The 26,532-nt window shown below is 69.6% G+C and carries 26 protein-coding genes; 13 read left to right on the forward strand and 13 right to left on the reverse strand.

Annotated features, from left to right (window positions below):
• Window positions 1–10: 10 nt before the first annotated feature.
• From RBS12_RS11905 to RBS12_RS11925, 5 genes are read left to right on the forward strand one after another with little or no spacing between them, the layout of a single operon-like run.
• Window positions 11–898 (forward strand): MurR/RpiR family transcriptional regulator, encoded by an 888-nt coding sequence (locus RBS12_RS11905; protein ID WP_307966321.1) that lies wholly within the window; start codon window positions 11–13, stop codon window positions 896–898.
• Window positions 895–1,635 carry an amino acid ABC transporter ATP-binding protein gene (locus RBS12_RS11910; protein WP_307966322.1) on the forward strand — a complete coding sequence of 247 codons (741 nt, stop codon included), beginning with the start codon at window positions 895–897 and terminating at the stop codon, window positions 1,633–1,635. The genes RBS12_RS11905 and RBS12_RS11910 overlap by 4 nt, the downstream gene beginning before the upstream one ends.
• A gap of 53 nt (window positions 1,636–1,688) precedes the next feature.
• A complete protein-coding gene (locus tag RBS12_RS11915) occupies window positions 1,689–2,633 on the forward strand; it encodes a glutamate ABC transporter substrate-binding protein (RefSeq protein WP_307966323.1) in 945 nt (314 codons plus the stop codon).
• Between the two features lie 34 nt (window positions 2,634–2,667).
• Window positions 2,668–3,312: an amino acid ABC transporter permease gene (locus RBS12_RS11920; RefSeq protein WP_307966324.1), complete on the forward strand. Its 645-nt coding sequence runs from the start codon at window positions 2,668–2,670 to the stop codon at window positions 3,310–3,312.
• Complete coding sequence (locus tag RBS12_RS11925; RefSeq protein WP_307966325.1) at window positions 3,309–4,190, forward strand: amino acid ABC transporter permease; 882 nt, start codon at window positions 3,309–3,311, stop codon at window positions 4,188–4,190. The genes RBS12_RS11920 and RBS12_RS11925 overlap by 4 nt, the downstream gene beginning before the upstream one ends.
• A gap of 70 nt (window positions 4,191–4,260) precedes the next feature.
• Here RBS12_RS11925 and RBS12_RS11930 read toward each other — a convergent pair whose 3' ends face one another.
• On the reverse strand, window positions 4,261–5,112 hold the full coding sequence (locus tag RBS12_RS11930; protein WP_307966326.1) for a DUF1684 domain-containing protein: 852 nt from the start codon (window positions 5,110–5,112) through the stop codon (window positions 4,261–4,263).
• A 197-nt stretch (window positions 5,113–5,309) separates the two neighbouring features.
• Complete coding sequence (locus tag RBS12_RS11935) at window positions 5,310–5,603, reverse strand: hypothetical protein (RefSeq protein ID WP_307966327.1); 294 nt, start codon at window positions 5,601–5,603, stop codon at window positions 5,310–5,312.
• A gap of 108 nt (window positions 5,604–5,711) precedes the next feature.
• Between RBS12_RS11935 and RBS12_RS11940 the strand changes: the two genes are divergently transcribed.
• On the forward strand, window positions 5,712–6,311 hold the full coding sequence (locus tag RBS12_RS11940; protein ID WP_307966328.1) for a TetR family transcriptional regulator: 600 nt from the start codon (window positions 5,712–5,714) through the stop codon (window positions 6,309–6,311).
• 165 nt (window positions 6,312–6,476) lie between these two features.
• Here RBS12_RS11940 and RBS12_RS11945 read toward each other — a convergent pair whose 3' ends face one another.
• Window positions 6,477–7,136 carry a LysE family translocator gene (locus RBS12_RS11945; RefSeq protein ID WP_307966329.1) on the reverse strand — a complete coding sequence of 220 codons (660 nt, stop codon included), beginning with the start codon at window positions 7,134–7,136 and terminating at the stop codon, window positions 6,477–6,479.
• Window positions 7,137–7,169: 33 nt separating this feature from the next.
• On the opposite strand from RBS12_RS11945, the gene RBS12_RS11950 reads away from it, so the two are divergent.
• Window positions 7,170–7,475, forward strand: a complete 306-nt coding sequence (locus tag RBS12_RS11950; protein WP_307966330.1) for a hypothetical protein — start codon at window positions 7,170–7,172, stop codon at window positions 7,473–7,475.
• A gap of 67 nt (window positions 7,476–7,542) precedes the next feature.
• Here the strand turns inward: RBS12_RS11950 and RBS12_RS11955 are convergent, their stop codons facing one another.
• Entirely contained in the window at window positions 7,543–8,049 is a 507-nt protein-coding gene (locus RBS12_RS11955; protein ID WP_307966331.1) for an O-acetyl-ADP-ribose deacetylase, read from the reverse strand.
• 75 nt (window positions 8,050–8,124) lie between these two features.
• Window positions 8,125–9,108, reverse strand: coding sequence for a pseudouridine synthase (locus RBS12_RS11960; protein ID WP_307966332.1), 984 nt, complete (start codon window positions 9,106–9,108; stop codon window positions 8,125–8,127).
• A gap of 149 nt (window positions 9,109–9,257) precedes the next feature.
• Between RBS12_RS11960 and ppc the strand changes: the two genes are divergently transcribed.
• The 3 genes from ppc to RBS12_RS11975 all read left to right on the forward strand — a co-directional run bounded on the left by ppc (window position 9,258) and on the right by RBS12_RS11975 (window position 13,117).
• Window positions 9,258–12,074 (forward strand): phosphoenolpyruvate carboxylase, encoded by a 2,817-nt coding sequence (gene ppc, locus RBS12_RS11965; protein WP_307966333.1) that lies wholly within the window; start codon window positions 9,258–9,260, stop codon window positions 12,072–12,074.
• A gap of 190 nt (window positions 12,075–12,264) precedes the next feature.
• Window positions 12,265–12,684, forward strand: coding sequence for an Hsp20/alpha crystallin family protein (locus RBS12_RS11970; RefSeq protein WP_307966334.1), 420 nt, complete (start codon window positions 12,265–12,267; stop codon window positions 12,682–12,684).
• A gap of 124 nt (window positions 12,685–12,808) precedes the next feature.
• Window positions 12,809–13,117: an SHOCT domain-containing protein gene (locus RBS12_RS11975; RefSeq protein WP_307966335.1), complete on the forward strand. Its 309-nt coding sequence runs from the start codon at window positions 12,809–12,811 to the stop codon at window positions 13,115–13,117.
• 15 nt (window positions 13,118–13,132) lie between these two features.
• On the opposite strand, the gene RBS12_RS11980 is transcribed toward RBS12_RS11975, so the two are convergent.
• Window positions 13,133–14,365: a beta-ketoacyl-[acyl-carrier-protein] synthase family protein gene (locus RBS12_RS11980; RefSeq protein ID WP_307966336.1), complete on the reverse strand. Its 1,233-nt coding sequence runs from the start codon at window positions 14,363–14,365 to the stop codon at window positions 13,133–13,135.
• An 88-nt stretch (window positions 14,366–14,453) separates the two neighbouring features.
• Here RBS12_RS11980 and RBS12_RS11985 point away from each other — a divergent pair, with 88 nt between their 5' ends.
• From RBS12_RS11985 to RBS12_RS11995, 3 genes are all read left to right on the forward strand, one after another.
• Window positions 14,454–15,065 carry a TetR/AcrR family transcriptional regulator C-terminal domain-containing protein gene (locus RBS12_RS11985; protein WP_307966337.1) on the forward strand — a complete coding sequence of 204 codons (612 nt, stop codon included), beginning with the start codon at window positions 14,454–14,456 and terminating at the stop codon, window positions 15,063–15,065.
• A 124-nt stretch (window positions 15,066–15,189) separates the two neighbouring features.
• Window positions 15,190–15,810 (forward strand): helix-turn-helix domain-containing protein, encoded by a 621-nt coding sequence (locus RBS12_RS11990; RefSeq protein WP_307966338.1) that lies wholly within the window; start codon window positions 15,190–15,192, stop codon window positions 15,808–15,810.
• Window positions 15,807–16,514 carry an SRPBCC domain-containing protein gene (locus RBS12_RS11995; protein WP_307966339.1) on the forward strand — a complete coding sequence of 236 codons (708 nt, stop codon included), beginning with the start codon at window positions 15,807–15,809 and terminating at the stop codon, window positions 16,512–16,514. Before RBS12_RS11990 ends, RBS12_RS11995 begins: the two co-directional genes overlap by 4 nt.
• A gap of 105 nt (window positions 16,515–16,619) precedes the next feature.
• Here the strand turns inward: RBS12_RS11995 and RBS12_RS12000 are convergent, their stop codons facing one another.
• From RBS12_RS12000 to RBS12_RS12030, 7 genes are all read right to left on the reverse strand, one after another.
• On the reverse strand, window positions 16,620–17,447 hold the full coding sequence (locus RBS12_RS12000) for a DNA-formamidopyrimidine glycosylase family protein (RefSeq protein ID WP_307966340.1): 828 nt from the start codon (window positions 17,445–17,447) through the stop codon (window positions 16,620–16,622).
• A 23-nt stretch (window positions 17,448–17,470) separates the two neighbouring features.
• Window positions 17,471–22,501, reverse strand: coding sequence for an ATP-dependent helicase (locus RBS12_RS12005; RefSeq protein WP_307966341.1), 5,031 nt, complete (start codon window positions 22,499–22,501; stop codon window positions 17,471–17,473).
• A gap of 72 nt (window positions 22,502–22,573) precedes the next feature.
• On the reverse strand, window positions 22,574–22,786 hold the full coding sequence (locus RBS12_RS12010) for a hypothetical protein (protein WP_307966342.1): 213 nt from the start codon (window positions 22,784–22,786) through the stop codon (window positions 22,574–22,576).
• A gap of 224 nt (window positions 22,787–23,010) precedes the next feature.
• Entirely contained in the window at window positions 23,011–23,625 is a 615-nt protein-coding gene (locus RBS12_RS12015; RefSeq protein ID WP_307966343.1) for a DUF4232 domain-containing protein, read from the reverse strand.
• 62 nt (window positions 23,626–23,687) lie between these two features.
• Window positions 23,688–24,857, reverse strand: coding sequence for a sulfite oxidase (locus RBS12_RS12020; RefSeq protein ID WP_307966344.1), 1,170 nt, complete (start codon window positions 24,855–24,857; stop codon window positions 23,688–23,690).
• A gap of 54 nt (window positions 24,858–24,911) precedes the next feature.
• Window positions 24,912–26,114, reverse strand: coding sequence for a cation:proton antiporter (locus tag RBS12_RS12025; protein ID WP_307966345.1), 1,203 nt, complete (start codon window positions 26,112–26,114; stop codon window positions 24,912–24,914).
• 9 nt (window positions 26,115–26,123) lie between these two features.
• Window positions 26,124–26,510 (reverse strand): hypothetical protein, encoded by a 387-nt coding sequence (locus RBS12_RS12030; RefSeq protein WP_307966346.1) that lies wholly within the window; start codon window positions 26,508–26,510, stop codon window positions 26,124–26,126.
• Window positions 26,511–26,532: the final 22 nt, after the last annotated feature.

A 26,532-nucleotide genomic window follows, 5' to 3' on the forward strand; every position in this document is an offset into this window, starting at 1 on the left:
GACCCCCGCCATGATCAGAATCAAGAAGGAAATCTTCGACCGGATGGAGGAGCTCTCTCCTTCGGAGCGGAAAGTCGCGCGTGCGCTGCTCGCCGACTACCCAAGCAGCGGGCTGGGGAGCACTGGGCAGCTCGCGCGAGCCGCCGGGACGAGTGCGCCGACCGTGCTCCGTCTCGTCGCGAGGCTCGGCCTCGGCAGCTATGCGGAGTTCCAGAAGCACCTGCGCGACGAGATCATGCACGACCTGAATGCCCCGGTGCGCCGCGCGGAAAGCGAGGCGCCTCGCGAGGATCGCACCGACGTCGGCCGTTCCCTCGCGGAACGTCGCGATCTACTCGACCGGCTCGGCTCAACCGTGTCCGGCTCCGAAATCGAGCGAGCCGCACGGCTCCTGGCGAGCGAGCCCAAGGCTGTCCTCATCTCGGGTGGCTATTACTCGCGCTTTCTGGCGGAGATCCTCGCGCGGCAGCTCGACCAGATCACCCCCAACATCGATTTTCTCCCGGACCCTCTGGGGTACAACGTCGGCAAGTTCTATGGCGCCAAGCGGAACACCGTCGTGGTGCTCTTCGACTTGCGGCGATACCAGCTCGAGGCTGCCCAGGTCGCAGCTCTGGCCAAACGGGAGGGCGCGTCGCTCATCGTGATCACCGATGAGGAGATTTCACCCATCGCCGACAAGGCCGACGTCGTGCTTGCGGTTCCCGTCGGGGGGATTCCGTTCGACTCTTTCGCACCTCTCATGGTCCTCGTCGAAGTGCTCGTGGAGGCTGTCCTTCGCGCGGCGGGCCAGAAGGGGATCGACCGCATGAAGCTCTGGGAGGACCGCTCCTACCTCGAGCGCACCCCACATCCGCAGCCGGACGAGGCCGCATCCCCTTCGCAGGAGGCATCATGACCATCCCTCGCGTATCGCTGCGCTCAGTCAACAAGCACTTCGGCGAGCTGCACGTCCTCCGCGACATCGACCTCACCGTGCTTCCCGGGGAAGTCATCGTGGTCGTCGGTCCCTCCGGCTCGGGGAAGTCCACGCTCTGCCGAACCATCAATCGCCTCGAGGCCGTCGACTCCGGAGAGATCCGCATTGACGGCCAGGAAGTCCCGGCCGAGGGCAAGGATCTGGCCAAACTCCGTGCCGACGTCGGCATGGTCTTCCAGTCATTCAATCTCTTCGCCCACCGGACAATTCTCGACAACCTCACCCTTGCTCCGACGAAGGTCCGGGGGATCGAGCGTAAGCAGGCCGAGGAAGAGGCCATGCGGCTCCTGGAGCGCGTCGGCATCGCCAACAAGGCACACAGCCGTCCCGCCGAGCTCTCCGGCGGGCAGCAGCAGAGGGCGGCCATCGCGCGGGCCCTCGCCATGCACCCCAAGGTCATGCTCTTCGACGAGCCCACGTCCGCCCTCGACCCGGAAATGGTCAACGAGGTGCTCGGTGTCATGACCTCCCTCGCCGCCGAGGGCATGACCATGGTGGTCGTCACCCACGAGATGGGTTTCGCCCGCCGTGCCGCAGACCGCGTGGTCTTCATGGACCACGGCCAGATCGTCGAGGAAGGCGTACCTGAGGCCTTCTTCGATGCCCCACAGACGGACCGCGCGCGATCCTTCCTCGCGTCGGTCCTCACGCACTAGCCGCTCATCCCCCTACCCACATCCCCTCTCCGCCCCCAACCCGAAAGGTGGCCATGTTCACCACTCCCATCACGCGCCGGTCGGTTCTCGCCGGTGCTGTCGTGACCGGATTCTCCGCCGCGTTGACCGCCTGCTCCGGTGGCTCCGTGACCCTCCCAGGTGCCTCTTCGGCATCAAGCACGGCGAACGATGCGGTCTTCAAGAACGCACCCATTGCCGATGCGAGCCTCATCCTCTCGGGCTCGACGATGGACACCATCAAGAAGCGGGGGAAGCTCGTGGTCGCGACCGCGCTCGACGCCCCGCTTGTGTCTCAGCAGGACCCCGCGAACCCCCAGAACGTCAATGGCTTCGATGCCGACCTCGCGAAGCTCCTGGCGATCTACATCCTCGGCAAGCCGACAGTCGAGTGGGTCCCTTCGGCCTCCGAGAGCCGTGAGGCACTCCTCTCGAACGGCACGGTTGATGTGGTCTTCTCGACGTACACCATCACGACGAAGCGCGCCGAGCAGATCGCTTTTGCAGGCCCGTACTTCATGTCGGGACTCGCCGTCGCGGTCAAGTCGGACAACACGACCATCAAGGGGATCGACGACCTGGGCGGCAAGAACGTCATTGTCCAGACGGGCACGCCGTCCGTCGCCGAGGTCCCGCAGAAGCAGCCGACCGCCAAGCTCACGCCGTTCGCGACCACGCCTGAAGGCGTTCAGGCGCTCACGCAGGGCCGTGGCGACGCCTACGTTCAGGACTACGTCCTGCTCGCGAGCCAGTCGTCCTCGAACAAGGACATCAAGGTGGTTGGTGCACCGTTCACGAGCGAGCCTTACGGGATTGGCCTGAAGCACGGCGACGCCGCGTTCAAGACGTTTGTCAACACGTGGCTGACCACGATCGAGAAGCAGGGCCTGTGGGGCCAGGTCTGGAAGAACAGCCTCGGCTCGGTCGGCGACACGCCGATGCCGACCGCGCCGTCCATCGGTTCCGTCCCCGGATCCTGACCGAATACGCCGACAGCGCCAGCGGAGTGACCAGATGAATGCATTCTTCGAAGACCTCGGATCCTTGGCCGACGGCCTCGGCATGACGTTGCTCATGCTGCTTGCCGCCGGAGCGGGATCGATCCTTGTGGGCGCCCTTGTGGCCGTGGCGCGGATCAGCCCGCTGCGCGTCCTGCGGGGAGCCGCCTTCGTCTACGTGCAGTTCTTCATCAACGTCCCTCTGCTGGCGCTGTTGATCCTCGCGGTGTTCGCGCTGCCGGCGGCGGGATTCATCCTGCCGATCGTGCCGACGGCGATCATCGTCTTGACGACGTACGAATCGGCCTACGTCGCGGAGGCGCTTCGAAGCGGCGTCAACACCGTGCCCCAGGGGCAGATCGAGGCGGCGCGGGCGCTCGGACTCACTTTCGGCCAGTCGCTCCGCCTCGTGATCGTCCCGCAGGCGTTCCGCGCAGTGGTGCAGCCGCTCGGCAACATCATGATCGCGCTCGCCATGAACACGTCGCTCACGGCTGTTGTCGGCGTGGTCGAGCTCACGGCCCATGTGAACAAGGTCAATCTGGTCTATGCGCAGCCGGTCCTGTTCTACACGACCGGTGGCCTTGTCTATATGGGCATCGCACTCATCATCGGCCTGCTTGCGGGCCGCTTTGAACGGAAGCTGGCGATCGTCCGATGAAGACCAGGAACACCGCTCGCTCGGCCAACAGCATCGTCCGGATCTATGACGAGCCCGGTCCGAAGACCAGGCGGAACATGAGGATCGGTTCGGTCGCAAGCCTCCTGGCCCTCGCCGTGCTCGTGTTTGCCGGGACGGCGCAGTTCGCCGCCCATGGCCAGCTGGACCCGGCGAAATGGGCCCCGTTTCTTTCCGGAGCCGTCTGGGCCTATCTCGGTGAAGGCCTGCTCGGCACCCTCCAATCGGCCGCGGTGGTGGCCGTGCTGGGAGGGATTCTTGGCCTGTTCCTCGCGTTCGGGAGGATGAGCCGGTCCACGCCGATCCGCTGGGTCAGCTCGCTCTACGTGGAGGTGGCGCGGACGGTGCCGGTTCTGCTGCTCATCTACCTCATGCTGTTCGGCCTTCCCCAGCTCGGCATCAACGCGCCGACACTGTGGAAGATGGCGATCCCGCTCACCTTCACCACCTCCGCGGTGTTCGCCGAGATCCTGCGCGCAGGAATCACGAGCCTCCCCGCCGGACAGATGGAGGCGGCCTTGAGCCTTGGCCTCAGCCGAGGGCAGGCCATGCGCCTCGTCATCCTGCCCCAGGCCGCGCGGAACGTCTCGCCGTCGCTCCTCACGCAATTCGTGAGCCTTCTGAAGGACACAACTCTCGGCTACATCGTCGCCTACACAGACTTGCTCTACCGCGGGCAGCTGCTCACGGCGTATCTCAACCAGCTGATTCCGACGTACATCGTCATCACGCTCGTGTACCTGGCGGTGAGTGGAAGCCTCACGGCACTCGCCACGCATCTGCAGAAGCGGCTCGACCGAAAGCCGCTTCCTGCCGTTGTCCCCGCCGCGCTCCCGGCCCTCGAGCATTCCGCCCCGTAGCGCGAGATAGGGTCATGCTCGGCCATGAGCGGTTCCGGGCCGGGCGGCGTTACCTCGGAACGCTCAAGGCTCAGGCACCGGCGTCGGGCATCTTCTCTCCGGCCTCGACGGCAAGGTCGAGCGAGTTGTCCTTGACCGGCATGGGGCACGTCCCGTACGGCGTGAACGCGCTCGGGTAATTGATGGCCCTGTTGAAGTCGAGGATGACGGTGCCGTCCGGGCGGGGCTTGGCGGTCGTGACCTTGCGCCAGTCGTCGGTCGTGCGGCCGTTCGTCTCGTCGTGGAACGTGATGGTGAGATCCCCGAGCTTTCCCTGCTCCGCCTGGAGCCGGTACTCGTGGCCGTGCCGGTGGAACACGACCTCGCCCGCGGAGAGGTGCGTTCCCTCGACGAGCGGGTTCGCCGTCGAGATCGGCATCTTGTGCGGTTCGGGATACGGCTCCCACTGGGCCTCGATGACCCACTCGGGCGCGTAGTCGTAGACGGGTACTCCGCGGAACTCGGTGAGCGTAGGCGATTGCGAGTCGCGCGTCCGGATTGCGTAACGGCCGCCGCGCATCGCGAGCTCGACGACGATGCTCCCGTAGCGGACCCAGTCGAGTGACTCGTCCTCGGTCAGGTGCGCGCTGAACGTCCCGTTGACCGGATCGCCCTCCTCGTCGAATACGAGCCCCTCGTCCGCGCGGGCCGTGAGCACTGCGGTCTCGAGACCGACAGACTCGGAGGTGGACCACAGGCCCGGCACGAGTTCGACCGGCGACGGCGTGGCCTCGAGCCATTGGAACGAAGTCAGCGTGAGCCAGCCGTGTTCCTCGGCCAGAGCGCTGTTGCGGTTGTCGCGGAAGCGCTGCCAGCGGGCGAGCTGCTGGGCGTCGTGGGTTTCGCTGGGAGCAATGGGCGTGGCGGGCATGGCGTCGGTCATGCACACAGAATGCCGCACGGGGGCGGGCTATTCCCAGACCCCGGGGCCCAAACGTCGGTGCCAAACAAGTCCGTCCCGGGTGCGCCTCGACCGTCCCTCGGCGGCACAACCGTCCCTTGGACCCCGGCGGAAGGGACGGTCATGCCGCTGAGGGACGGCTGTGTGGCGGAGGGGACGGCTGTGCCGCTCCGGGACGGTCATGCGGCGGGGTGGGCTCCCTGCCGCTTCCGCGCGAGGCGGAGATACAGCTTCGTCATTCGAGGGACGACGACGTAGACCGCCGCGGGCACGATGACGATCGTGAGCGCGAACGCGCGGAGGACCGGGTGCCATTCGGCCATGAGCGGGCCGAGGGTCCAGAGGCCGATCGCGACGAGAGGGAAGATCGCCGACCACGTGATGAGCGCCCGTTCGTGGACGCTCGGTCCCGAGATGGGCGCGGGCGATGCGGGCTGGACGGGCGATGCGGGCTGGACGGGCGTCAGGCTCATGATCACTTCCAACTGTCTAGTTGCGATTTCCATTCCACGCTAACCCCTCGCCATGCCAACTGCAACCGTTTAGTTGGAAATTCCCTGGAGACGGGCTAGCCTAGGGCCATGGCCTGGGACACTGAGCGGACGCGCGCGCTCCTGCTTGCGGCCGGCGCGACGGAGTTCAGCCAGCACGGGCTCGCGGGCGGGCGCGTCGACCGGATTGCCGCCGAGGCGGGCGTCAACAAGGAGCGCATCTACCAGTACTTCGGCAACAAGCAGGGACTCTTCGATGCTGTTGTCGTCTCCGAGCTCGGCAGGGTCATGGATGCCGTTCCGATTCAGGGAACGGGGGTGGATGCCGTGACCGATTACGCGGGAAGGCTCTTCGACTATCACCTTGCGCGGCCCGATCTCGCCCGGCTCGTGTTCTGGGAAGGGCTCGAGCGCGGCGAGGGAGCCGTTGCGCTCGCGGAGCGCGCGCAACGAAGCCGGGACAAGGCCGCCGCGGTGCAGGGGATGCTGCCCGGCGTCACTGCCGCGGCGGCCGCCGAGCTTCTCCTGACCATCGTGACCCTCTGCGACGCGTGGCCCACGATCCCCCAGCTCGACCGACTCATCACAGGAGGAGGCGAGGGCCGGGCCCAAGCCAGGCGGGCCGCCGTCGTCCGTCTTGCCCGCCTCGCCGCCGAAGACGCGCTCGCAGGCGTTCAGGGCGGGTCTTAGGCGCGCCCGCTCGCTTCGGTGCTCCGCGCCCGCAATGGGGCTGCGGACCCGCGGCACCGGTGCTGGGAAGGGCGCCCCCTGCGGGGAAGGGCGCCCCCTGCGGGGAAGGGCGCCCCTTGCGGGGAAGGGCGCCCCCTGCGGGAAGCGCGTGTGGCCCCTCGCGGGCTACGCGTGCCGGGCCTCGAGCACCGCGGCGACGCCGAAGGCCCCGAGAACGGTCCCCGTCACGCGATCGATCCAGCGCCGGAACGTCGGGCCCTCGAGCCACTTCCGGAAGAAGTGCGCGGCCGCGACGATCGCGATGAACCACACGACGGCCTCGGCGTTGCTCACCACCGTGAGCATGAGCCCCATCCACACGGGCGGCACGCCCGGCACGAGGAACTGCGGGATGACGGCGATGCAGAACATGCCGTACTTCGGGTTGAGCAGGTTCGAAACGAGGCCCTTGGCCCACGTGCGGCCGAGCGGTTCGTAGCTCAGGTGGGGAAGCCCGCGGACTGGCTGGCCGCCGTCGTCCGGTCCGGCGCCCTTGCGGAAGGAGGCGCGCCAGAGGCTCACGCCGAGCCACACCATGTACGCCGCCCCGGCGATGCGGAGAACGTCGTAGGCAACGGTCGAGACGGTCAAGAGCGCCGAAACGCCCGTCGCGGCCGCCGCGCCCCACACGAAGGCCCCCGAGATCATGCCGAACGCGGCCATGTACGCGTGGCGGCGACCCTGGCTCAGGGTGTAGCGCAGCACGAGGGCGGTGTCGGTCCCGGGGATCACAGTGATGAGCGCGGCGAGCGCCGCAAAGCCCAGGAGGGAGTCTTGGAGCGTCACTTGTCAAGGATAGGGCCCGCCTAGAGTGGGGCTGTGCCCAGCTTCCGCGCCGTCCTCCAGATCACGGGCCTCCGCCCCGGCAACCCGCCCGAGCGGGTCATGCAGGCTGCCCAGGAAGCCCTCGCCTCGCGTCACCTCGTCGAGGCGACGAGCCTCGACATCGTGCGCGGGGTGCCGCAGATCACCTTGCGCTTCCTCGTCGAGGGCGCGTCCGACGACGACGAAGCGGCCCTCGCGCGCGAATCCGCCTATGCGATGCATGACGCCGTCGAGGAGGTCGCGACGACGGGCGTCCTCCGGGTGCTGCGCCGGCGGCGGGGGAAATGGCTCCCTGTCTAGTCATCGACTGCTCCGTAACTGTCGTTATGGACGCGCAAAACGACAGTTACGGAGCAGTCGATGTGGATTACGCCGCGGCCGTGAACACCTCGGCCATGTCCGGCGTGAACAGGACGAATTCGACGAGCTGGACGGCTTTGGTCTCAGCCTCGCGGATGGCGTCGATCGCGGTGCGGGCTACGACCCGCGCGTCCCATCCGTAGACGCCGGCCGAGATCGCGGGGAACGCGATCGAGGCGGCGCCGAGCCGGTCGGCGAGGGCGAGGCTCTCGGCGAAGGCCGACTGCAGCAGATGCGGGCTGCGCTGGCCCGCGTGCCAATTGGGGCCCACGGTGTGGATGATCCATCGAGCGTGAAGCTTGAACCCGGGTGTCGCGACGGCTTGGCCGACGGGGAGCCCGTCGCGGTACTCCTTCGCACGCAGTTCTCGGCATGCGGCAAGGAGCTCGGGGCCCGCCGCACGGTGGATGGCGCCGTCGACACCGCCGCCGCCGAGGAGCGAGCTGTTGGCGGCATTGACGATCGCGTCGACGTGACGCGTGGTGATGTCACCCGTGACGATGTCGATCTTCATGGCTCCAGTGTGGCCCACATCTGAAGGCCCGCCAATGGCGCGGCCGGGGGCCCGCGACGTCCGCGACGGGGGCTGTCAGGCGGTCGGCTGGACCGCCGGCGGGGCCTCGCGGAGCGTAAGCCTGCTGCGGAATTCGGTCTCTTCACGCGTGAACGGGTCGCGGAACCGGATGGCGCGGGCGAGGAGTTGGAGGGGACGGCCGTAGTCGTCGGGGGCCTTGTCGAGGAGCACGGGGTAGAAGGGGTCGTGCATGATCCCGGCGCCGAGGCCGGCCATGTGGACGCGGAGCTGATGGGTCTTGCCGGTGCGCGGTTCGAGCCGGAAGAGCGCGCGGATCCTGGGCGAGCCGTCTTCGCCCGGATGTGGCGCCGTGCGCACGAGCTCGATGCGCGTCTCGGCGTTCGGCTCGCCCTCGACGACCTCGGCGAGGAGGTAGTCGCGCGACTTCATCATGCGGTTGCGCACGACGACGGGCGCGGCGAACCGCTCGAGGGGAGCTCCGCCGTCGCACGCTGCGCCTGGGGACCCCAGCAAGGAGACGCACTCGTACTCCTTCTGCACGGCCCGTCGCTCGAACAGCACCTGGTACTTACCGCGCGTCTCGGGGTTGACGGCGAAGAGCAGGACGCCCGCGGTCATGCGGTCGAGGCGGTGCATCGGCACGAGGTCGGGGAGGGCGAGCTCGTTGCGGAGACGCACGAGCGCGGACTCCTGGATGTAGGCGCCGCCCGGCGTCGTGGGGAGGAAATGCGGCTTGTCGACGACGACGAGGTGGTCGTCGCGGTGCAGGACGGCCAGCTCGAACGGGATCCGCTCCTCCGCGGGAAGCGTCCGGTAATACCAGATGAAGGTGTGCTCGTCGAGCGGGGTGCCCCGATGCAGCGGCAAGCCGTCCGCGCCGACGATCTCGCCGTTGTCGAACCTCTGGAGGATCCCCTCGGGGTCGATGTGGCCCCAGCGGTGCAGCATGTAGTCGAGCGCGGTCTCCCATGGCCCCGCCGCGGGCAGGCGAAGGCGCGTCGCGTTGACGCCGTCGCGCACGGGAAGGGGGGATGACACGCTGTTAAGGATATCTGGGGTGCGCACTCCCAGCATGCGGACCCCGCGCGCGATGCGGCGGGGGCTGCGGTATTGTCAAGCGCTGGAATGTCCTCCGGCTCACAGTATCCGGCGTCGCGTACGAGCCCCGATCCCTGTGGAGTGCCCGCATGCCCTTCTCCGACGTGACTTCTGGCCCCGGCCCCGCCGCCGAGCTGCGGGCGGACGTCCGCCGCGTCTCGACGCTCCTCGGCGAATCCCTCGTACGGCAGCACGGTCCCGAGCTCTTGCGCCTCGTCGAGGAAGTGCGCCTCCTGACGAAGGAGTCCAAGGAGGCGGCGCGCGGCGGGGCGGGCGCGCTCGGCCCGTGGAACGCGGCCGACGTCGCCGCCCAGGTCCGCGAGCTCCTCGCCTCCCTGCCGCTCATCGAGGCGACCGAGCTCGTGCGCGCGTTCGCGTTCTACTTCCACCTCGCGAACGCCGCCGAGCAGCTGCACCGCGTCCGCGAGCTCGGATCGCGCGCCGAGGACGAGGGGTGGCTTGCCGCCGCCGTGCGGGACATCGCGGAGCGGGCCGGCTCGCGGTCGCTTCAGGAGGTCGTCGACGAGCTCGACGTGCGGCCCGTCTTCACGGCCCATCCGACCGAGGCGTCCCGCCGATCGGTGCTCGACAAGCTGCGCGCCGTCTCGAAGATCCTCGCCGTCCCGTCCGCGGAGGGCACAACGCTGCGCCGCCGTCAGGACCGCCACCTCGCCGAGATCATCGACCAGATGTGGCAGACCGACGAGCTGCGCCAAGTCCGCCCGACTCCCGTCGACGAGGCCCGCAACGCCGTCTACTACCTCGGGCAGATCCTTTCGGGGCCGCTCCCCGAGGTCCTCGACGACCTTGCGGGCCTCCTCGCCGAGCACGGCGTGACCCTCCCGGCGTCGTCGTCGCCCCTTCGCTTCGGATCGTGGATCGGCGGGGACCGCGACGGCAACCCCAATGTGACGCCCGAGGTGACGCGCGAGATCCTTGCGCTCCAAAGCCAGCAGGCCGTGCGGATCGCGGTGCAGCTCGTGGACGAGCTCATCAGCATGCTCTCCAACTCGACTGCGCTCACGGGGGTCGAGCAGGAGCTCCTCGACTCGATCGACGCCGATCTCGCGAAGCTGCCGGGCCTCGACAAGCGCGTCCTCGAGATCAACGCCCAGGAGCCGTACCGGCTCAAGCTCACGTGCATCAAGGCGAAGCTCCTCAACACGGGCCGCCGCGTCGCGGCCGGGACGCCGCACGAGCCAGGCCGCGACTACGCTGCGACGACGCAGCTCGCGGAGGACCTCGCCGTGCTCGACCGCTCCCTCCGCGAGCACGCGGCGCAGCTCGCGGCCGACGGCGTGCTGGCCACCGTGCGCCGCGTCGTCGCGTCGTTCGGGCTGCACCTCGCGACGGTCGACATCCGTGAGCACGCGGACTACCACCACGAGGCCGTCGGGCTGCTCCTGGACCCGCTCGCCGAGCTCTCGCGGCGCTATCTCGACCTCCCGCGCGCCGAGCGCCGCCGAATCCTCGCGCTCGAGCTCGGCAGCCGCCGTCCGCTGTCGGGCCATCCCGTGGAACTGCCCGGCCACGCCGCGCGGGTGTACGAGACGATGCGCGTCATCCGGCAGGCCCGCCGCGTGTACGGGCCCGACGTCATCGAGACCTATATCGTGTCGATGACGCGCGGCGCCGACGACGTCCTCGCCCCCGCGCTCCTCGCTCGCGAGGCCGGCCTCGTGCGGCTGCACGGCGAGGCGCCGTACGCGCACATCGGCTTCGCGCCCCTCCTCGAGACGGTCGAGGAGCTCCGCGCGTCGGCGGAGATCATCGACCAGCTGCTCTCCGAGCCCGCGTATCGCGAGATCGTGCGGCTGCGCGGCGACGTGCAGGAGGTCATGCTCGGGTACTCGGACTCCAACAAGGAGTCCGGCGTGCTCACGAGCCAATGGGAGATCCACAAGACCCAGCGCAAGCTGCGCGACGTCGCGGCCCGTCACGGCGTCCGGCTGCGGCTGTTCCACGGCCGCGGCGGGTCCGTGGGCCGAGGCGGCGGGCCGACGTACGACGCGATCATGGCCCAGCCGAACGGCGTCCTCGAAGGCGAGATCAAGTTCACCGAGCAGGGCGAGGTCATCAGCGACAAGTACTCGCTGCCCGAGCTCGCGCGCGAGAATCTCGAGCTCTCCCTCGCCGCCGTCATGCGCGGCTCCGCCCTTCACCGCACCCCGCGTACGACCGTCGACGAGCGCGAGCGCTACGGCGAGCTCATGGACCTCATCTCCGACGCGGCGTTCGTCCGCTACCGGAAGCTCATCGAGGATCCGGACCTGCCGGCCTACTTCGTTGCGTCGACTCCCGTCGAGCAGCTCGGGCAGCTCAACATCGGCTCGCGCCCGTCGAAGCGCCCCGACTCGGGGGCCGGGCTCGAGGGGCTGCGCGCGATTCCGTGGGTCTTCGGATGGACGCAGTCGCGGCAGATCATCCCGGGCTGGTTCGGCGTCGGCTCCGGCCTCCGCGCCGCGCGCGAAGCCGGGAAGGACGCCGAGCTCCGCGAACTCCAGGAGCGGTGGCCGTTCTTCCAGTCCGTCATGTCGAACGTCGAGATGATGCTCGCGAAGACGGATCTCGACATCGCCTCGCACTATGTGTCCACGCTCGTCCCGCCCGCGCTGCACCACCTCTTCGGGGACATCCGGGCCGAGTATGAGCTCACGGTGATCGAGCTGCGCCGGCTCACGGGAGAGGATGAGCTTCTCGACGCGTCACCCACCCTCAAGCGCACGCTCGAGATCCGCGACCAGTACCTCGACCCGATCAGCTACCTCCAGGTCGAGCTCCTGCGCCGCATCCGCGAGGCCGGCGACGCTGGGGGCCTCCGCGAGGGCGAGATCGACGAGCGCCTCCAGCGCGCGCTGCTCATCACCATCAATGGCGTCGCGGCGGGACTGCGCAACACTGGCTGAGCCCGGCTGAACTGCCCATCGATCCTGCGGTTCTCCGGACCTTGATGTCCGCTGTGGCCCGGGCCAAGCTGGTCTCAGGTGGTCCACGGGCTGCGCCGTCACGGTCGCGGGGTGCGCGCGCCGCGAACGTGTCGATGCGAGCGAGGGGCCACCCCCAGGCCTTCAGGCAGGAGAGGGAGGGCGGGTTGTCATGTCAGACATGACCAAATGGTTCGAGGGGCGCAGGACCCCGTTCGACCTGATCGAGCGGCTCTTCGAGGGCGACGTCGCGTCCGGGGCGATCAAGGTCGAGCAGGTGATCGACGGCGACGCCTTGGTCGTGCGCGCCGAGCTGCCTGGAATCGACCCCGAGAAGGACGTCGACGTGAGCGTCTCGGGCGGCGAGCTGCGGATCAACGCGCATCGCGAGGAGAAGATCGAGTACAAGGAGCGCGGGAGCTACCGATCCGAGTTCCGGTATGGCTCGCTGTCGCGCACGCTTCCGCTGCCCAAGGGGGCGAAGGAGGGTGACGTCACGGCGAGCTACAAGGACGGCGTCCTCGAGGTCCGCGTGCCGATTCCGGTTCAGCCCGCTGGCGCGGGCACGAAGATCGAGGTGAAGCGGGGGTAGTCTCCGGGGCGCGGCGTGTGGCAAATTCGGGGGCGCGTCACAGTCCACTCACTGGCAGCAGCCGTACGCTGGCAGTGTGGCGGCGTGGGGGCCGTGGCCGCCTCGGTCTGAAGTGGAGGTTGCGATGATTCGCTTCGCAGGGCCGGGTATGGGAGTCGTGTGGCTCGCGATTCTGCTGGTCCTGATCTTGGCCGTTCTCGTGGTAATCACGGTGCGCCTGTTCGTGATGCAGCCATGGCGGCCCTCAAGGCAGGTTCCCCTTGGGGCTGTCCCGCCCGGAGCCGTCCCGCCCGGGGCAGTTCCTTCAATGCCGGGGCACGCGCCCACCAGCCCGCATCCCGGGTCCGCGCGCGAGATCCTCGACGCCCGGCTTGCGCGGGGCGAGATCACTCCCGAGCAGTATCGGGAGCTTCGGCAGACGCTCGAGGGCTAGCGGCGGTCGCTGGGTTCATCGTGTCGTCGAGTCCTCGGGGTGCCGCGCACTCGCGACGACGAGGGAGACGTTCTGCCCGCCGAAGCCGAAGGAGTTGCTGAGCACGGCCTGTTGAGGGAGGTTGCGTCGTTGGGTCGCGACGTCGAGGCCGATGTCCGGATCGACGTCGGCCGCGGTGAGGTTGCGGGTCGGCGGAACGACACCGTGTTTGACACTAAGGACCGCAATGAGGGCCTCGATCGCCCCCGCAGCCCCGAAGAGATGGCCGAGCGCGGCCTTGGGCGCGGTCACGGTCGCGTGGCCGAAGACTTCCCTGATCGCGCGCGACTCGGCCGCGTCTCCTACGGGCGTCCCGGTGGCATGGGCATTGATGTGGCTGATCTGGTCGGGCGCAAGTCCGGCTTGCGCGAGCGCCTTCCGCATCGCCGAGATCTGACCGCTGCCATCCGGAGCGGGGGCAGTGATGTGGTGCGCGTCGGCCGCGATGCCGGCTCCGGCCAGTACTGCGTGGACCCGTGCGCCGCGCGCAGCGGCGTGTTCCGCGCTCTCGAGCACCAAGACCGCGGCGCCTTCTGCGAGGACGAATCCGCTGCGGTCCGCGGCGAACGGTCGTGACGCCGAGGCCGGCTCGGCGGTGTGTCGGGACAGCGCCTGGGTCTGCTTGAAGCCGGCGACGGTGATCGGGCTGATCGCAGCCTCTGTTCCGCCAGCAATGACCACGTCTGCCTCGCCAGCGCGGATGAGTCTGGCCCCCATCGCGATCGCCTCGGCGCCGGAGGAGCAGGCGGAGACGGGCGTGTAGACCCCGGCCCGCGCGTCATACTCAATGCTGATCAGCGCGGCGGCGGCGTTGGGCATGAGCATCGGGACGGTTCGTGGCGAGACGCGTCGGGCACCGGAGCGCTCAAGAACGTCGTCTTCCTTCAAGAGGGTCTGTACGCCGCCGATTCCGGTGCCGATCGCCGAGGCGAGTCGCTCCGGGTCGATCTCAGGGGCACCGGCGTCAGCCCATGCCTCGGCCGCCGCGACAAGAGCCGCCTGCTGCGAGCGGTCCAGGCGCCTGGCCTGGGCCGGGGACAGCCGCTCGGCCGGGTCGATCGCCATGGTCCCTGCCACGGTGCCGGCGAGTTCGCCGTCCTCATGCCCGGGCAGGACGTTGCCCCGGATGCCGGACTCGCCAGCCAACAGGGCTTCCCAGGTCGATCTGACGTCGCCTCCGAGCGGCGTGATCGCGCCAAGCCCGGTCACGACAACCTCATTCCCGCGCATCCCCGTCAACCGCCTCTCTTGTATGACATACAACTGTCCCTACTTTTGTATCACATACAATTGGGGGGTGGCTAAGCGAACCGAACCCGAGACGCAGACCTCGACGCTCGAACGCGGCCGCGCGACGCGCAGGCGGCTCATCGAGACCACGGCGCGACTCGGCAAAGAGCGTCATGGAGCCCAGCTGAGCGTCGCGGAGATTGCGGACGCGGCCGGGGTGTTCCCCAACCAGATCACCTACTACTTCGGCTCCAAGGACTCTCTGCTCGTGCATGCCGCTTTCCTTGGCCTGCTGCACGACACTCGGCGGATCGAGCGGATCGGACGCCAGGCCCCCGACGCGGCGACCTTCCGGCGCAACATCGCCCGCGCGGTCCTCGCCCTGCCGTCGCTCCCCTCGGTCGCGGGAGCCCTCGCGACCGGAATCGCCAAAGCCGAACTCGCCCCCGTGGTCGATCAGCACCTCCACCTGCTGTTCCGCCAGTCGGAGCGCTTCGTGAGCCGGCTCATCGATAGCCGGGGCTGGAGCCTCGGGAGGCCCGTCGATGTCGAAGCCAGGACATTCTGGAGCGCGGCGCTCGGCGCCGCACTCCTCGCACGCGCAGGGGTGCACGGCACCGGAGCAGACCTCGACCTCGCCGGGACGTTGACGGTCCACGACGAGGTCGACACCGTCTGAGTCGCAGTTCGCCCCTTTTGCAACAGCAAGCCGCGCCATCCGGCTCAGTCTGGCGAAGCGCGCCAGGCAACGGACGATCATTTTGGTCTTGACAAAAAGATTTGTCGGTAGTCATGCTGGAGGCATGCAAGACGTCGTCGTGATCGAAGATGCGGCCGCAGCCGCCGCGAGCCTCGACCCGCTCCGGGCGAGGCTCCTGCGGGAGCTCGCAACGCCGTCGTCCGCGTCTGGACTCGCCGCCAAGGTGGGCCTGCCCCGGCAGAAGGTCAACTACCACCTGCGTTCCCTCGAGGAGCACGGGCTCGTCGAACTCGTCGAGGAGCGCCGCAAGGGCAACGTCATGGAACGGGTCGTCCAGGCAACGGCCGCCGCGTACGTCATCTCTCCGGTGGCGCTCGCTGCCGTGCAGCCCGACCCCGGGCGCTTTCGGGATCGCTTCAGCGCCTACTGGCTCTTGGCCCTCGCGTCGCGGATGGTCCAAGAGGTCGGGCGGCTGCTCGTGGGCGCGACGGCAGAGAAGCGGCAGCTTGCAACTTTCGCGATCGACGGCGAAATCACCTTTGCGTCCGCGGCCGCCCGGGCTGCGTTCGCGGAAGAGCTCGGAGCAGAAGTGGCGCGCCTCGCCACGAAGTACCACGACGCCGCGTCACCGGGCGGGCGCAAGCACCGGCTCGTCGTCGCGCTCCACCCAAGCCTCAAAGAATCGACCGACAACGCAGCACCGAACGAGGAGATCCAGCCATGAGCCACGAATTCGAAATCGTCCAGGACGTCGTCATCAAGGCCACGCCCGAGCAGATCTGGAAGGCCGTCACGGACGACACGCCCGCGTGGATGTTCCCGACGGCGCAGTGGCCGGCCGTCCGGACCGTCGACGAGTACCCGACCCACCTCGTGACCCGCATGGAAGGCCCCGACGGGTGGTACAACCAGCTCGAGCACGTGCTCACGCCCGGCCCCGACGGCACGCGCCTCCACTATGTCCACTCGGGCGTCATGACTGATGACTGGGAACAGCAGTACGACGGCGCCGCGAACCACACCGTCTTCTACCTCCACACGCTCGGCGAGTACCTCGCTCACTTCGATGGGCGCCCTGTGGCGTTCAGCGACGTGCGCGGGCCCGATGCGTCGGAAGCCTCCGATGCGTTCGAGAAGTTCGTCGCCTACCTCGGGCTTGAGGGTGCTTCAGCCGGCGACGTGCGTGCGCTCGAGCTGCCCGGCCTGGGCCGGGTGGAGGCGACCGTCGATTTCCGCAACGCCAACTTCCTCGGCCTGCGGACCCGGGATGCCCTTGTGCGGGTGTTTGGCCGGAACGCGTTCGGCGATCGCGTGGGCCTTACGGTCCACGACTTCTCGGTCGACGCCGCAACGCCGGACGAGCGGGACGCGCGGGGCGAGGCCAACACCGAGGCCTGGACCGAGTGGCTCGCGGGCGTCTACGCGTAGTTCTCGCTCGGAATTGTTGGATTATGCCGGGTTGCGGCAGTCGCAACCCGGCATTTCCCAACAATTGCGGGTCTCGAGCGGGGTCTCGAGCGCGCCAGGAGCGCGTCACGAGCGCGGCTGGCAGCTCGGGCAATAGTAGATGTCCCGCTCGCGCTGTTCGACCGGCCACGTATCGGGCCCCGACTCGGCGGGCTCTCCGAGTGTCGCGTGCTCGATGCGCGTGCGGCACCGGCGGCACGGCTGGCCGGCCCTGCCGTACACCCATGAGTCGCCGCGCGGCCCGTAGCCGCCTGTCGTGTTGCGCGCGGCGCGCGAGCGGTTGACGTCGAGCAGCCGATGGGCCATCGCGACGAGGCCCGGGAGGTCCTTGACCGCGGAGACCGGCGCGGCCGGGTGGATGCGGGCAAGGAAGCACAGCTCGTTGCGGTAGATGTTCCCGATCCCGGCGAGATTCCGCTGATCGAGGAGCGCGAGGCCGATCGCCCGGCCGGGGCGGGAGCGGAGGTTGGCCTCGGCGAGATCGGAGTTCCAATCAGCCCCGAGGAGATCCGGTCCGAGGTGGCCGACGACGAGCCCTTCGTCCGCGGTGGGGATGACCTCGAGGATGCCGAGGGAGAAGCCGACCGCGCTCACACCGTCCTCGGCCCTGAGCACTACGCGGGCGGTGTGGGCGGGTTTGCGCCACCGATCCGTCGGCCCGTAGACCTGCCAGCTTCCCTCCATCATGAGGTGCGAGTGGATGCTGAGGGGTTCGGGTGCCGCGAGGCGGTGCAGGAGGTGCTTCCCGCGGGAGACGACCTCGAGGACGGTCCACCCCGCGAGGTCGAGGGTCGCGAGTGCGGGGACACGGAAGTCGCTCGCGGCGAGCCGCTTTCCCGCGAGGCCGGAGTGCACACGGGCGGCCGTCTGCCAGACGCTGTCCCCTTCAGGCACGCGATTCCCCGGCCGCGGTCATCTCAGGCACGAATCCGGATTCCGCGCGGCGTCGAGTAGGCGCCGGCCGCGGTGAGAGCGTGGGCGAGCGGCGTGTCGAGGAGGTCGCGGCCGTTGACCTTTTCCATGACGAGCTTGTCGACCGCGCCCGAGCGGACGACGCCGACGAGGGCCGCCGCCGCGGGTTCGAGCAGGCCCGGGTCGTCGGCGAAGGCGAGCAGCGTCTTGCCTCCGCGTTCGACGTAGAGGATGAGCGCGCCGTCGACCGTCACGACCAGCGCGCCCGCCTTCCGGCCCGGCCGGTGGCCCGTCGCGGCGCCCGAGACCTCGGGCCACGCGAGTGCGGCGCCGTAGGGGTTGGCGGGGTCGGTCGCCGCGAGCGCGAGCCCCGCGCGGGGCGCTGCGGAGCCGCCGGGGGTGCCCGCCTCGGGGGTGGGGTCGGCGTCGTCCTTCGCAAACGAGCGCAGGCGGTCCACGGTCGCGGGGACGGCGAACTGGGCGGCGCCGAGCCGGTCGACGAAGTAGCCGCGCCGGCACTTCCCGGCCTCTTCGAGCCGGGAGAGCACCTTGTAGAGGAGCCCAAACCCGCCCGGGACCTCCTCGGCCATGACGGATCCGCGGGTGAGGACCCCGTAGCGGTCCATGAGGAGCTCTGCGAGGGCGTGCGCCTTGATGGTCGGATCGAGGTCGACGCGCGGAACCGCCGACCAGCGCCCCCCAACCATGGGCGGCGCAGCGGCCGACGGCGCGTCGAACCCGTGGCCCGCGACGGCACCGAGATGTCCCATGCCTCCCATCGAGGCGAGCCGGCCGCCGCGCAGCGCGTGAGGCGCGCGGTAGGAGCGCGCACTGTACGAGCGCGTGCGCGGGGTACGGGCGGCCTGTCGGTGGGCCGTGTGCCCGGCGTCAAGCATCGCGCGGACGGGTGCGAACGTATCGCCGGTCACGCGCCCGGCCCAGGCGAGGTCCCAGAGCGACGTGACGGCTTCCGCCTCGGTGAGCACCGTGTCCATTCCGCCCGCGGCCTCCGCGACCTGCCGGAAGAAATAGCCTCCGCCGCCCGCGAGGAACGCGAGGACGCGCTGCTGCGCGGCGTCGGGGGAGAACTCCTGGTCGGGCGCGAGCGTGAGCGCCGCGGTCTCCGCGAGGTGAAGGCTGATCCAGCCGTCGTTCCCGGGGAGGGACCCGGCGCCGGTCCAGAGGACCTCCCCGTTGGCCATGAGTTCGTCGAGGATCGCCGGCGCGTAGTCCGTGACCCGGCTCCGCAGGACGAGGGCCTCCCATGCGCTCGCGGGGATGGGCACGCCGGCAAGTTGGTCGACGACGGTGAGGACGCCGTCGTGCCCCCTCAGGCCGTTCCGCGCGGCTCGCTTTTCGCCGGGGCCTTCGGCGGGGCTGACGTGCTGCCACGCCGCCAGGAAGCGCGCGAACGCGGGTTGGTCGACGGGCTCGACGTCGGCGCGGAGCGCGGCGAGCGAGCGGCGTCGGATCCTGCGCAGGACCTCGGCGTCGCACCATTCTCCGGGGCTCCCTGCTCCGAGCGCGGGAGCGTCCCCGCTCGCGGGACGGAACGTGCCTTGGATGACGCGCCCGTTCGCGGCGAGGCGCTTGAGGGTCGAATGGACGACGGCGACGCCCAAGCCCAGACGGGCCGCTGCCTCCCCGGCCGTGAACGGCCCGTGCGTGCGCCCGTAGCGGCCGACGAGGTCGCCGAGGGGATCGACCACGGGCTCGATGAAGGCCAGAGGAACCCCAATAGGGAGGGGAACCCCCAGGGCATCCCGCAACCGAGAGGCATCCTCGATGGCGGCGTAGCGCTCAGAGCTGGCGATAGAGACCACGAGGGCCCGCCTGCTGGCGACCAATTCCTCGAGCTGGGCGGTCGTCACGGCGAGGTGATCCCCGCCGTCGTCCGAGGAACGAAGCCGCTCCGCGACCTCGGCGGCAGACAGCGGCCCCAGAAGCCTGAGCAGGTCCGCCGCTCCTTCGAGTCCGGACAGCTTGCGGTCGTCGGCGAGCCGCTGCAGCTCGCGCTCGGTCTGCTCGATGATGCGCGCGTCGAGGAGCTCGCTCAGTTCGGCGCGGCCGAGGAGCTCGTTGAGCAGGGTCGAGTCGAGCGAGAGCGCAGCGGCGCGACGCTCTGCAAGCGGCGAATCGCCCTCGTAGAGGAACTGGGCCACGTACCCGAAGAGGAGCGAGCGCGCGAACGGCGAGGGCTGCTGCGTGGTGGTCTCCACGAGCCGGAGCTCGCGCCGCTGCACGGCGCGCGCGACGTCCTTGAGCGCCGGGAGGTCGTAGACGTCCTGGAGGCATTCGCGCACGGCCTCGAGGATGATCGGGAACTGCGGGAACTTCTTCGCGACGTCGAGCAGCTGCGACGCGCGCTGGCGCTGCTGCCAGAGCGGCTGGCGTTTGGCGGGGTTCTGCCGGGGGAGCAGGAGCGCGCGAGCTGCGCATTCGCGGAACCGCGCCGCGAACAGCGCGGAGCCGCCGACCTCGTCCGTGACGATGCCCTCGAGCTCGTCGGGCTCGAACACGAACAGCTCGGCTCCGGGCGGCTCGTCCTCCATCATGGGCACGCGCAGCACGATCCCGTCGTCGGCCGCCATCGCGGAGCCGTCGATCCCGTAGCGCTGGCTCAGCCGCTGCCCCACGGCGAGGGCCCACGGCGCGTGGACGGGCATGCCGAACGGGGAGTGGAGCACGACGCGCCAGTCGCCGAGCTCGTCCTGGAAGCGTTCGACGACGAGCGTCCGATCGCTCGGGACGACCTCCGTGGCCTGCTTCTGCTCGTCGAGGTACTGGAGCAGGTTCCCGGCGGCGAACGGGTCCAGCCCGGCGGCTTCGATGCGCTCGAGCGCGCGCTCGCGGTCCGCGCCGGAGACCTCGCGCTGGAATGCCCCCAAGGCGCGGCCGAGCTCGACGGGCCGCCCCACGCCGTCGCCCTTCCAGAACGGGAGCTTGCCCGGCTGGCCGAACGCGGGGGAGACGAGCACGCGGTCGTGCGTGATGTCCTCGATCTTCCAGCTCGTCGCGCCGAGCGCGAAGACATCCCCGACGCGGGACTCGTAGACCATCTCCTCGTCGAGCTCCCCGACCCGCCGGCCTCCTCGGGCGGCCTGGGCCGCCGTCGTCCCTTCCGCCTCCGTGCCCACGATGTACACGCCGAACAGCCCGCGGTCCGGGATCGTGCCGCCCGACGTCACGGCGAGCCGCTGCGCTCCGGGCCGCCCCTCGATCGTGCCCTCGGTCCGGTCCCACACGATGCGCGGCCGCAGCTCGGCGAACTCGTCGCTCGGATACTTGCCGGAGAGGAGGTCGAGGGTTGCGTCGAAGGCCGAGCGAGGCAGCGTCGCGAACGGCGCGGAACGGCGGACGACGTCGAACCACTCCTCGACGTCGACCGGGCCAAGCGCGGTGGCCGCGACGGTCTGCTGAGCAAGGATGTCGAGCGGATTCGCGGGAATGTGCAGCGCCTCGATCTGTCCTGAGAGCATGCGTTCGACCGTGATCGCCGTGTGGACGAGGTCGGCGCGGTGCTTCGGGAACAGCACGCCCTGGCTCACCTCGCCAACCTGGTGGCCCGCGCGGCCCACGCGCTGAAGCCCGGACGCGACCGAGGGCGGCGACTCGACCTGGATCACGAGGTCCACGAGGCCCATGTCGATGCCGAGCTCGAGGCTGCTCGTCGCGACGACGCAACGCAGCCTGCCCGACTTGAGGTCGTCCTCGATCTGCGCCCGCTGCTCCTTCGACACGGAGCCGTGGTGAGCGCGCGCGAGCACGGGATCCGCGCCCGCCGTCTGCCCAGCCTGCGCCATCATCTCGGCCGGCGTGCGCGTGGGCGCCCGCGAGGCCCGTTCAGGGGTCACCTCCCGTGGGTCACGACCCACGGGAGGTGACCCCTGAACGCCGGAGGGCTCCGGAGCGACGGGTTCGTCCCACACGTTTGGCTGCATCCGTTCGGCGTAGATCTCGTTGAGGCGGCCCGTGAGTCGCTCGGCGAGACGGCGCGAGTTCGAGAACACGATCGTGGAGCGGTTCGCGAGGATGAGATCGACGATCTTCTCTTCGACGTGGGGCCAGATCGACGCCTGTGGCTGCAGGCCGGACGCGGGCCCCATGTCGTGCGCGGCAGCCGCACCCTGGAGATCGCTCATGTCCTCGACGGGCACCGTGACCGTGAGTTCCCACGTCTTCGTCGCGGGTGGCGCGACAATCTCGCACGGTGCCTGCCCCGCGAGGAACTGGGCCACGAGCTCGCGCGGCTCGACCGTGGCCGAGAGGCCAATGCGCTGCGCGGGCTTCGGCAGGAGCGCGTCGAGGCGCTCGAGCGAGACCGCGAGGTGCGCGCCGCGTTTCGTGCCGGCGACGGCATGCACCTCGTCGACGATGACGGTCTCGACCCCCATGAGCGTCTCGCGGGCCTGCGACGTGAGCATGAGGTAGAGCGACTCGGGTGTCGTGATGAGGATGTCCGGCGGGTTGCTCAGGAGCGCCCGTCGGTCCGACGCGGTCGTGTCGCCCGAGCGCACCCCGACGCTCACCTCGGGCACGGGCAGGCCGAGACGGCGGGCCGTCTGCGAGATGCCGATGAGCGGGGCACGCAGATTGCGCTCGACGTCCACGCCGAGAGCCTTGAGCGGGGAGATGTAGAGGATCTTCGTGAGGTTCTTGGGCGTACGACGGCGGGAGCCGCCCCGCGCGGTCCGGGCACCGCCGCCAACGGCTTCCTGGGCCGCGACATCGGTGAGGCTCAGGCCCGGAAGCGCCCCGCCGTCGTCGTCCGTCCCGGAGGCCGGCGCTGAGGCGGCCGCCGCGCCGTCGTGCCGCATGAGCCGGTCGAGGGACCACAGGAACGCCGCGAGCGTCTTGCCCGAACCCGTCGGTGCGACGACGAGCGCGTGGCGGCCGGACGAGATCGCCTCCCACGCCCCGGCCTGGGCGGGGGTCGGTTCGCGGAATGCCCCGAGGAACCACTCTCGCGTCGCCACGCCGAAGCGCCCGAGGACCGCGCCCGCTTCGGGGGCGGCGGGGGCGTTGCGGGGCGTCATGGGACCATCATCCCGCACCCCACCGACAGTTTTGGAGGCGCTAGCCGGGGACGTCAGCCGTCCTGAGGACATTCACGGAATGCGGCGCCAAACCCCGCCACGCTTCTTCAGGATCCTCAAGCTTCCGCGGGCGCCAGCCGAGTGGATCTCCGTCGCATCCGACTTCTGGCGGCGCTCGACGTCCTCGATGGTCTCGTCCCGGTACTCGGCGGGTCGACGGACATCGTCAGGTATGGGCTCCCCAAGCATTTCGAGCAGCTTCACCTGTCCGCGTGCGGCTGCCATCTCGGATCGATGAATACCCATCTCTTTGCGTCCCGCTCCGTGGTCAGCTCTTGTCTCGCCTTCTCTGTGTAGATACCGAGGACCTGCGCAGTCAGACGAAACGTGCCCACCATTCCCTCCGAGCTGCAGCCGTTGTCTCCCTGGTAGACGTTTGAGGCGTCGGGAATGTGAGGCGCTGACGGGCGCATCACACCGGAACGCGGTCGCTAGGGCACGCGTGCGCGCTACATCGGCTGGAACGCCCTGAGGGTCAGGAGGTGGATCGACGTCTCGCTGCAGGCGTTCTCGGACTGGGGGATGAAGAGGGAGCCGTAGTCCTCGGGCGGGTAGATCCGCAGGCCAGCGGCCGGGACCTGCGTGCAGCTTCCGGCGTACACACCGGGCTGCGTGTACCCGAAGTCAGCCGCGCCGGCCTGGCCTGGATTGAGGACGACGTCGACGACGGGCACGGAGGCGTCGCGGTCAGCCGGGGCGCCGATGGGCCCGCCGTTCGGGCCGTCGGTGAGCGAGAGGCCCGCGAAGCCGCTCAGGAGGCACGGGGTCGAGCCCGTGTTCTTGAGCACGATCTTGGCGTAGACGTGGCCCGCCGCGCCGCCCGCGCCCTGACCGAGCGAAGCGCTCAGCTGGGTCGAGAGGCACCGGGCAGGTCCCGCCGCGCCGGACCCGCTCGGCGATGCAGGCCTCGAGCTCGCCGAGGCGGACGGGCTCGACGAGGCGCTCGCGGACGGCGACGCGCTCGCGGTTGACGTCGACGCGGGGGTGTTTCCGCACGCCGCGAGGCCGACGGCGGCAAGGAGCACAGTGGCGGCAAGGGCCGGGAGACGCAGAGTGCGGGTCATAGTCCCACCATTCACTCCAGTCCCACAAGCGTCAAGAGGCGCCACGCGTTGACGCCGGAACGTTAGGAAGCCGCGCCCAGATCACGGACCTCCACATCGAGTGTTTGGATGCTGTTGTTCCCCATGCCCTGCAGATTCCACGGGGCGTCCTCGGGCTGGACGTTGCCCGCGGCATCGTGGGCGCGGCACGCGAGACGATGCTCGCCCGCTGTCGCGACCCACGGGCAGGACCACTCCTGCCACGCGTACGGCCCGACAGGCGGTTCGAGCTGGGCCGTGGCCCACACGCCGTCGACGCCGACCTCGACCTTCGTGATGGGCCCCGTCCCCGACCACGCTCGCCCGCGCAGCATCGTCGGCCCCGCGTCGACGGTCCTGCGCCGCGTGAGGAAGTCCGGGACGCCTGGCGGAACCATGAGCGAGCGGACCCTGACGCGCTCGACGCGAGTGCCGCCGTCGTCCGCGTCCGCCTGATAGCGGTAGGCGACCGCCTGCTGGTAGCCCTCGAACGGTTCGGCGACGGCGTTGATCGAGCGGAGCCACTTGACGCTCGCCATCCCATACCACCCTGGTACCACGAGGCGGAGCGGGTAGCCGTGCTGGGGCGGGAGCGGGGCACCGTTCATCTCATACGCAAGGAGGACGTCGGGCGAGCTCGCCTCCGTGATCGGCAGGCTCCGCGCGAAAAGGTGTTCGACGCCGTCCTGGAAGCCGCGGTCTTCGCCCTCGAACACGAGCTCGAGGGCCTCCGGCTCGAGACCGGCCTCGTCGAGCAGTGGAGCGAGCGGGGTCCCGGTCCACTCAGCGGTTCCGAAGCCGCCGAGGTCCCATGGCTGGCTGATCGGCCGCGGCTCGAGGCGCGAGCGGCCGTTGCCGGCGCATTCGAGCGTCACGGTGAGCGTCCGGCGCGGGCGACGGCGGAGGTCGCTCAGCGTGAACTCGAGGGGATGGGCGACGGCGCCGCCGAGCCTCAGCCGCCACTCCACTGGGTCCACATCCGGAACGTCGAAGTGCGTCAGGATGTAGTGCAGGCCAGGCGGGCTCACGGGCCAGCGGAGCGATTCGAGCGGCGCCTCGTGGTTGCGGGCCGCAAGGTGCAGCTCGTCGCGCGTGAGGGGACCGGTCGTGGGGGAGACTGCGGGCGACCAGTTCGCCGGTGTGGTGGCTTGGGTCTCTGGCACGACCGACGTCGCGTGGTGCGGCCGGTGCTGGGCGGTGATTTTGGCTCGCATGCAGCCAGTGTGGGCGCGCCCGGCACGGTTCACAATGGCGTGGCGGCCCGCGGCTCAGGTGCCCGGGGCGGGTTTGCCCTTCGAGGCTTCGGATCCGCCGCCAGGCGGTGCGTCGCCCATCTGGGTGTTGGCCGGCGGACGACGCGCGGCGAGGCTCGCCGCCGTCGTCGTCATCCCGATCGTCACAAGCGCCCCCAGGAGCATCGCCGCGTCCTCGCCGGGAGCCAGCACGCCGAGGCTCCGGCCGATCGTCGCAGCAGCGACCGGCACCCCGAGCTGCGCGGCAGAGGCCGCGGCGAAGGGGAGCGGCAGGCCGGCGAGCCGGGACGCGGCGTGGGCAAGGATCGCGCCCGCGCCGAGCAGGACGCCCAGGAGGATCATCTGCGGGTGGCCGCCGAGTTGGCGCAGATCGATTGACGCCCCGAGCCACACGAAGAAGACCGGGCCGAGGAAGCCGTCGTTGAGCGCGAACAGCTGCCGGGCGAGTCGCCGCGGCTCGCCGACCGCGGAGACCGCGAGGCCGAACGCGAACCCCGCGAGCATGATCGAGACATTGAACGCGAGGGCGAGCCCGGCGAGCGCGAACAGGATGGTGAGCTGGATCCGCAGCTCGAGCGCGAACTTCCGGTTCTCCGAGACATCGTGGAGCCGCTGCCGCGAGCCATTGGCCTCGACGACCCTCAGGAGCCACCAGACGATGACCGCGCACACCGCGACGGCAACCGCGCCGATCGCCTTCGGCCCGGCGTGGGAGGGGTCGATCGCGAGGGGCAGCGCGACGATCGCCGCGACGTCCGCGAGCGCCACCTGGGCGGTGAGTTCGAGGACGGAGGTGCCCTTGAACTTGAGGGATTCGATGATGGGCAGCACGAGCGCGGCCGACGACGACGCCATGAGCACCGCGTAGAGCGGCGCGTTCGCTGATCCGAACAGCAGCGCGACGGCCACGCCGAGCGCAATCGCGACCGCCGCGGTCACGACGACCCGCAGCGCGCCACGGCCGATCGCGGTGCGGATCGTGCGATCGCGCACGGGAACATGTGTGCCCGAGACGAACATCATGAGCGCAAAGCCCATATCCGCCAGGAATTTGAGCGTCTCATTGTCCGCGTTGACCCACCCGAGCAGCGATCGGCCCACGATGACGCCGGCCAGCAGCTCTCCGAGGACGAGCGGCAGGTGCCACATCCGCTTGGCCGCGAGGAGCGGCCCGACGAGCGCGACGAGGCAGATGAGCGAGAGCTCGATGAAGCTCACGTCAGGGTCTCACTCGCCCTTCAGCGGGAAGTCGGCGAGCTTGACCGGAATGTCCGTGTTCTCGTCCGTGTAATAGCTCGCGCAGACGCGGTGGTAGCCGTCCGCGATCTGGAGCGCGTCACCGTTCGCGAGGTTCCCACGGACCAGCAGGATGGGGGAGAGCTTCTCTCCCTTGTGGACCTTCACGAGGTCGGAGCGAACGTGGGCGTTCGTCTCGTCGAGCAGGTCCAAGCGCGATGCCCTGAGGATGTCCTTCGCCTTCTGATGCGTCACGGGCGCCTTCTTGAGCGCCTTGACGATGTCTTTGACTTCGTCCTCGGTGGCGAGGAGGTTCAGATAGGAGGCGGCTGCCGGGTAGTCGTGCTCTTCGGGCTCGTCGAGCCATGTGACGGACATGGTGGTTCCCTTCGGTGAGGCC

This window comes from Sinomonas sp. ASV322 (assembly GCF_030908245.1).
Lineage (GTDB): Bacteria > Actinomycetota > Actinomycetes > Actinomycetales > Micrococcaceae > Sinomonas.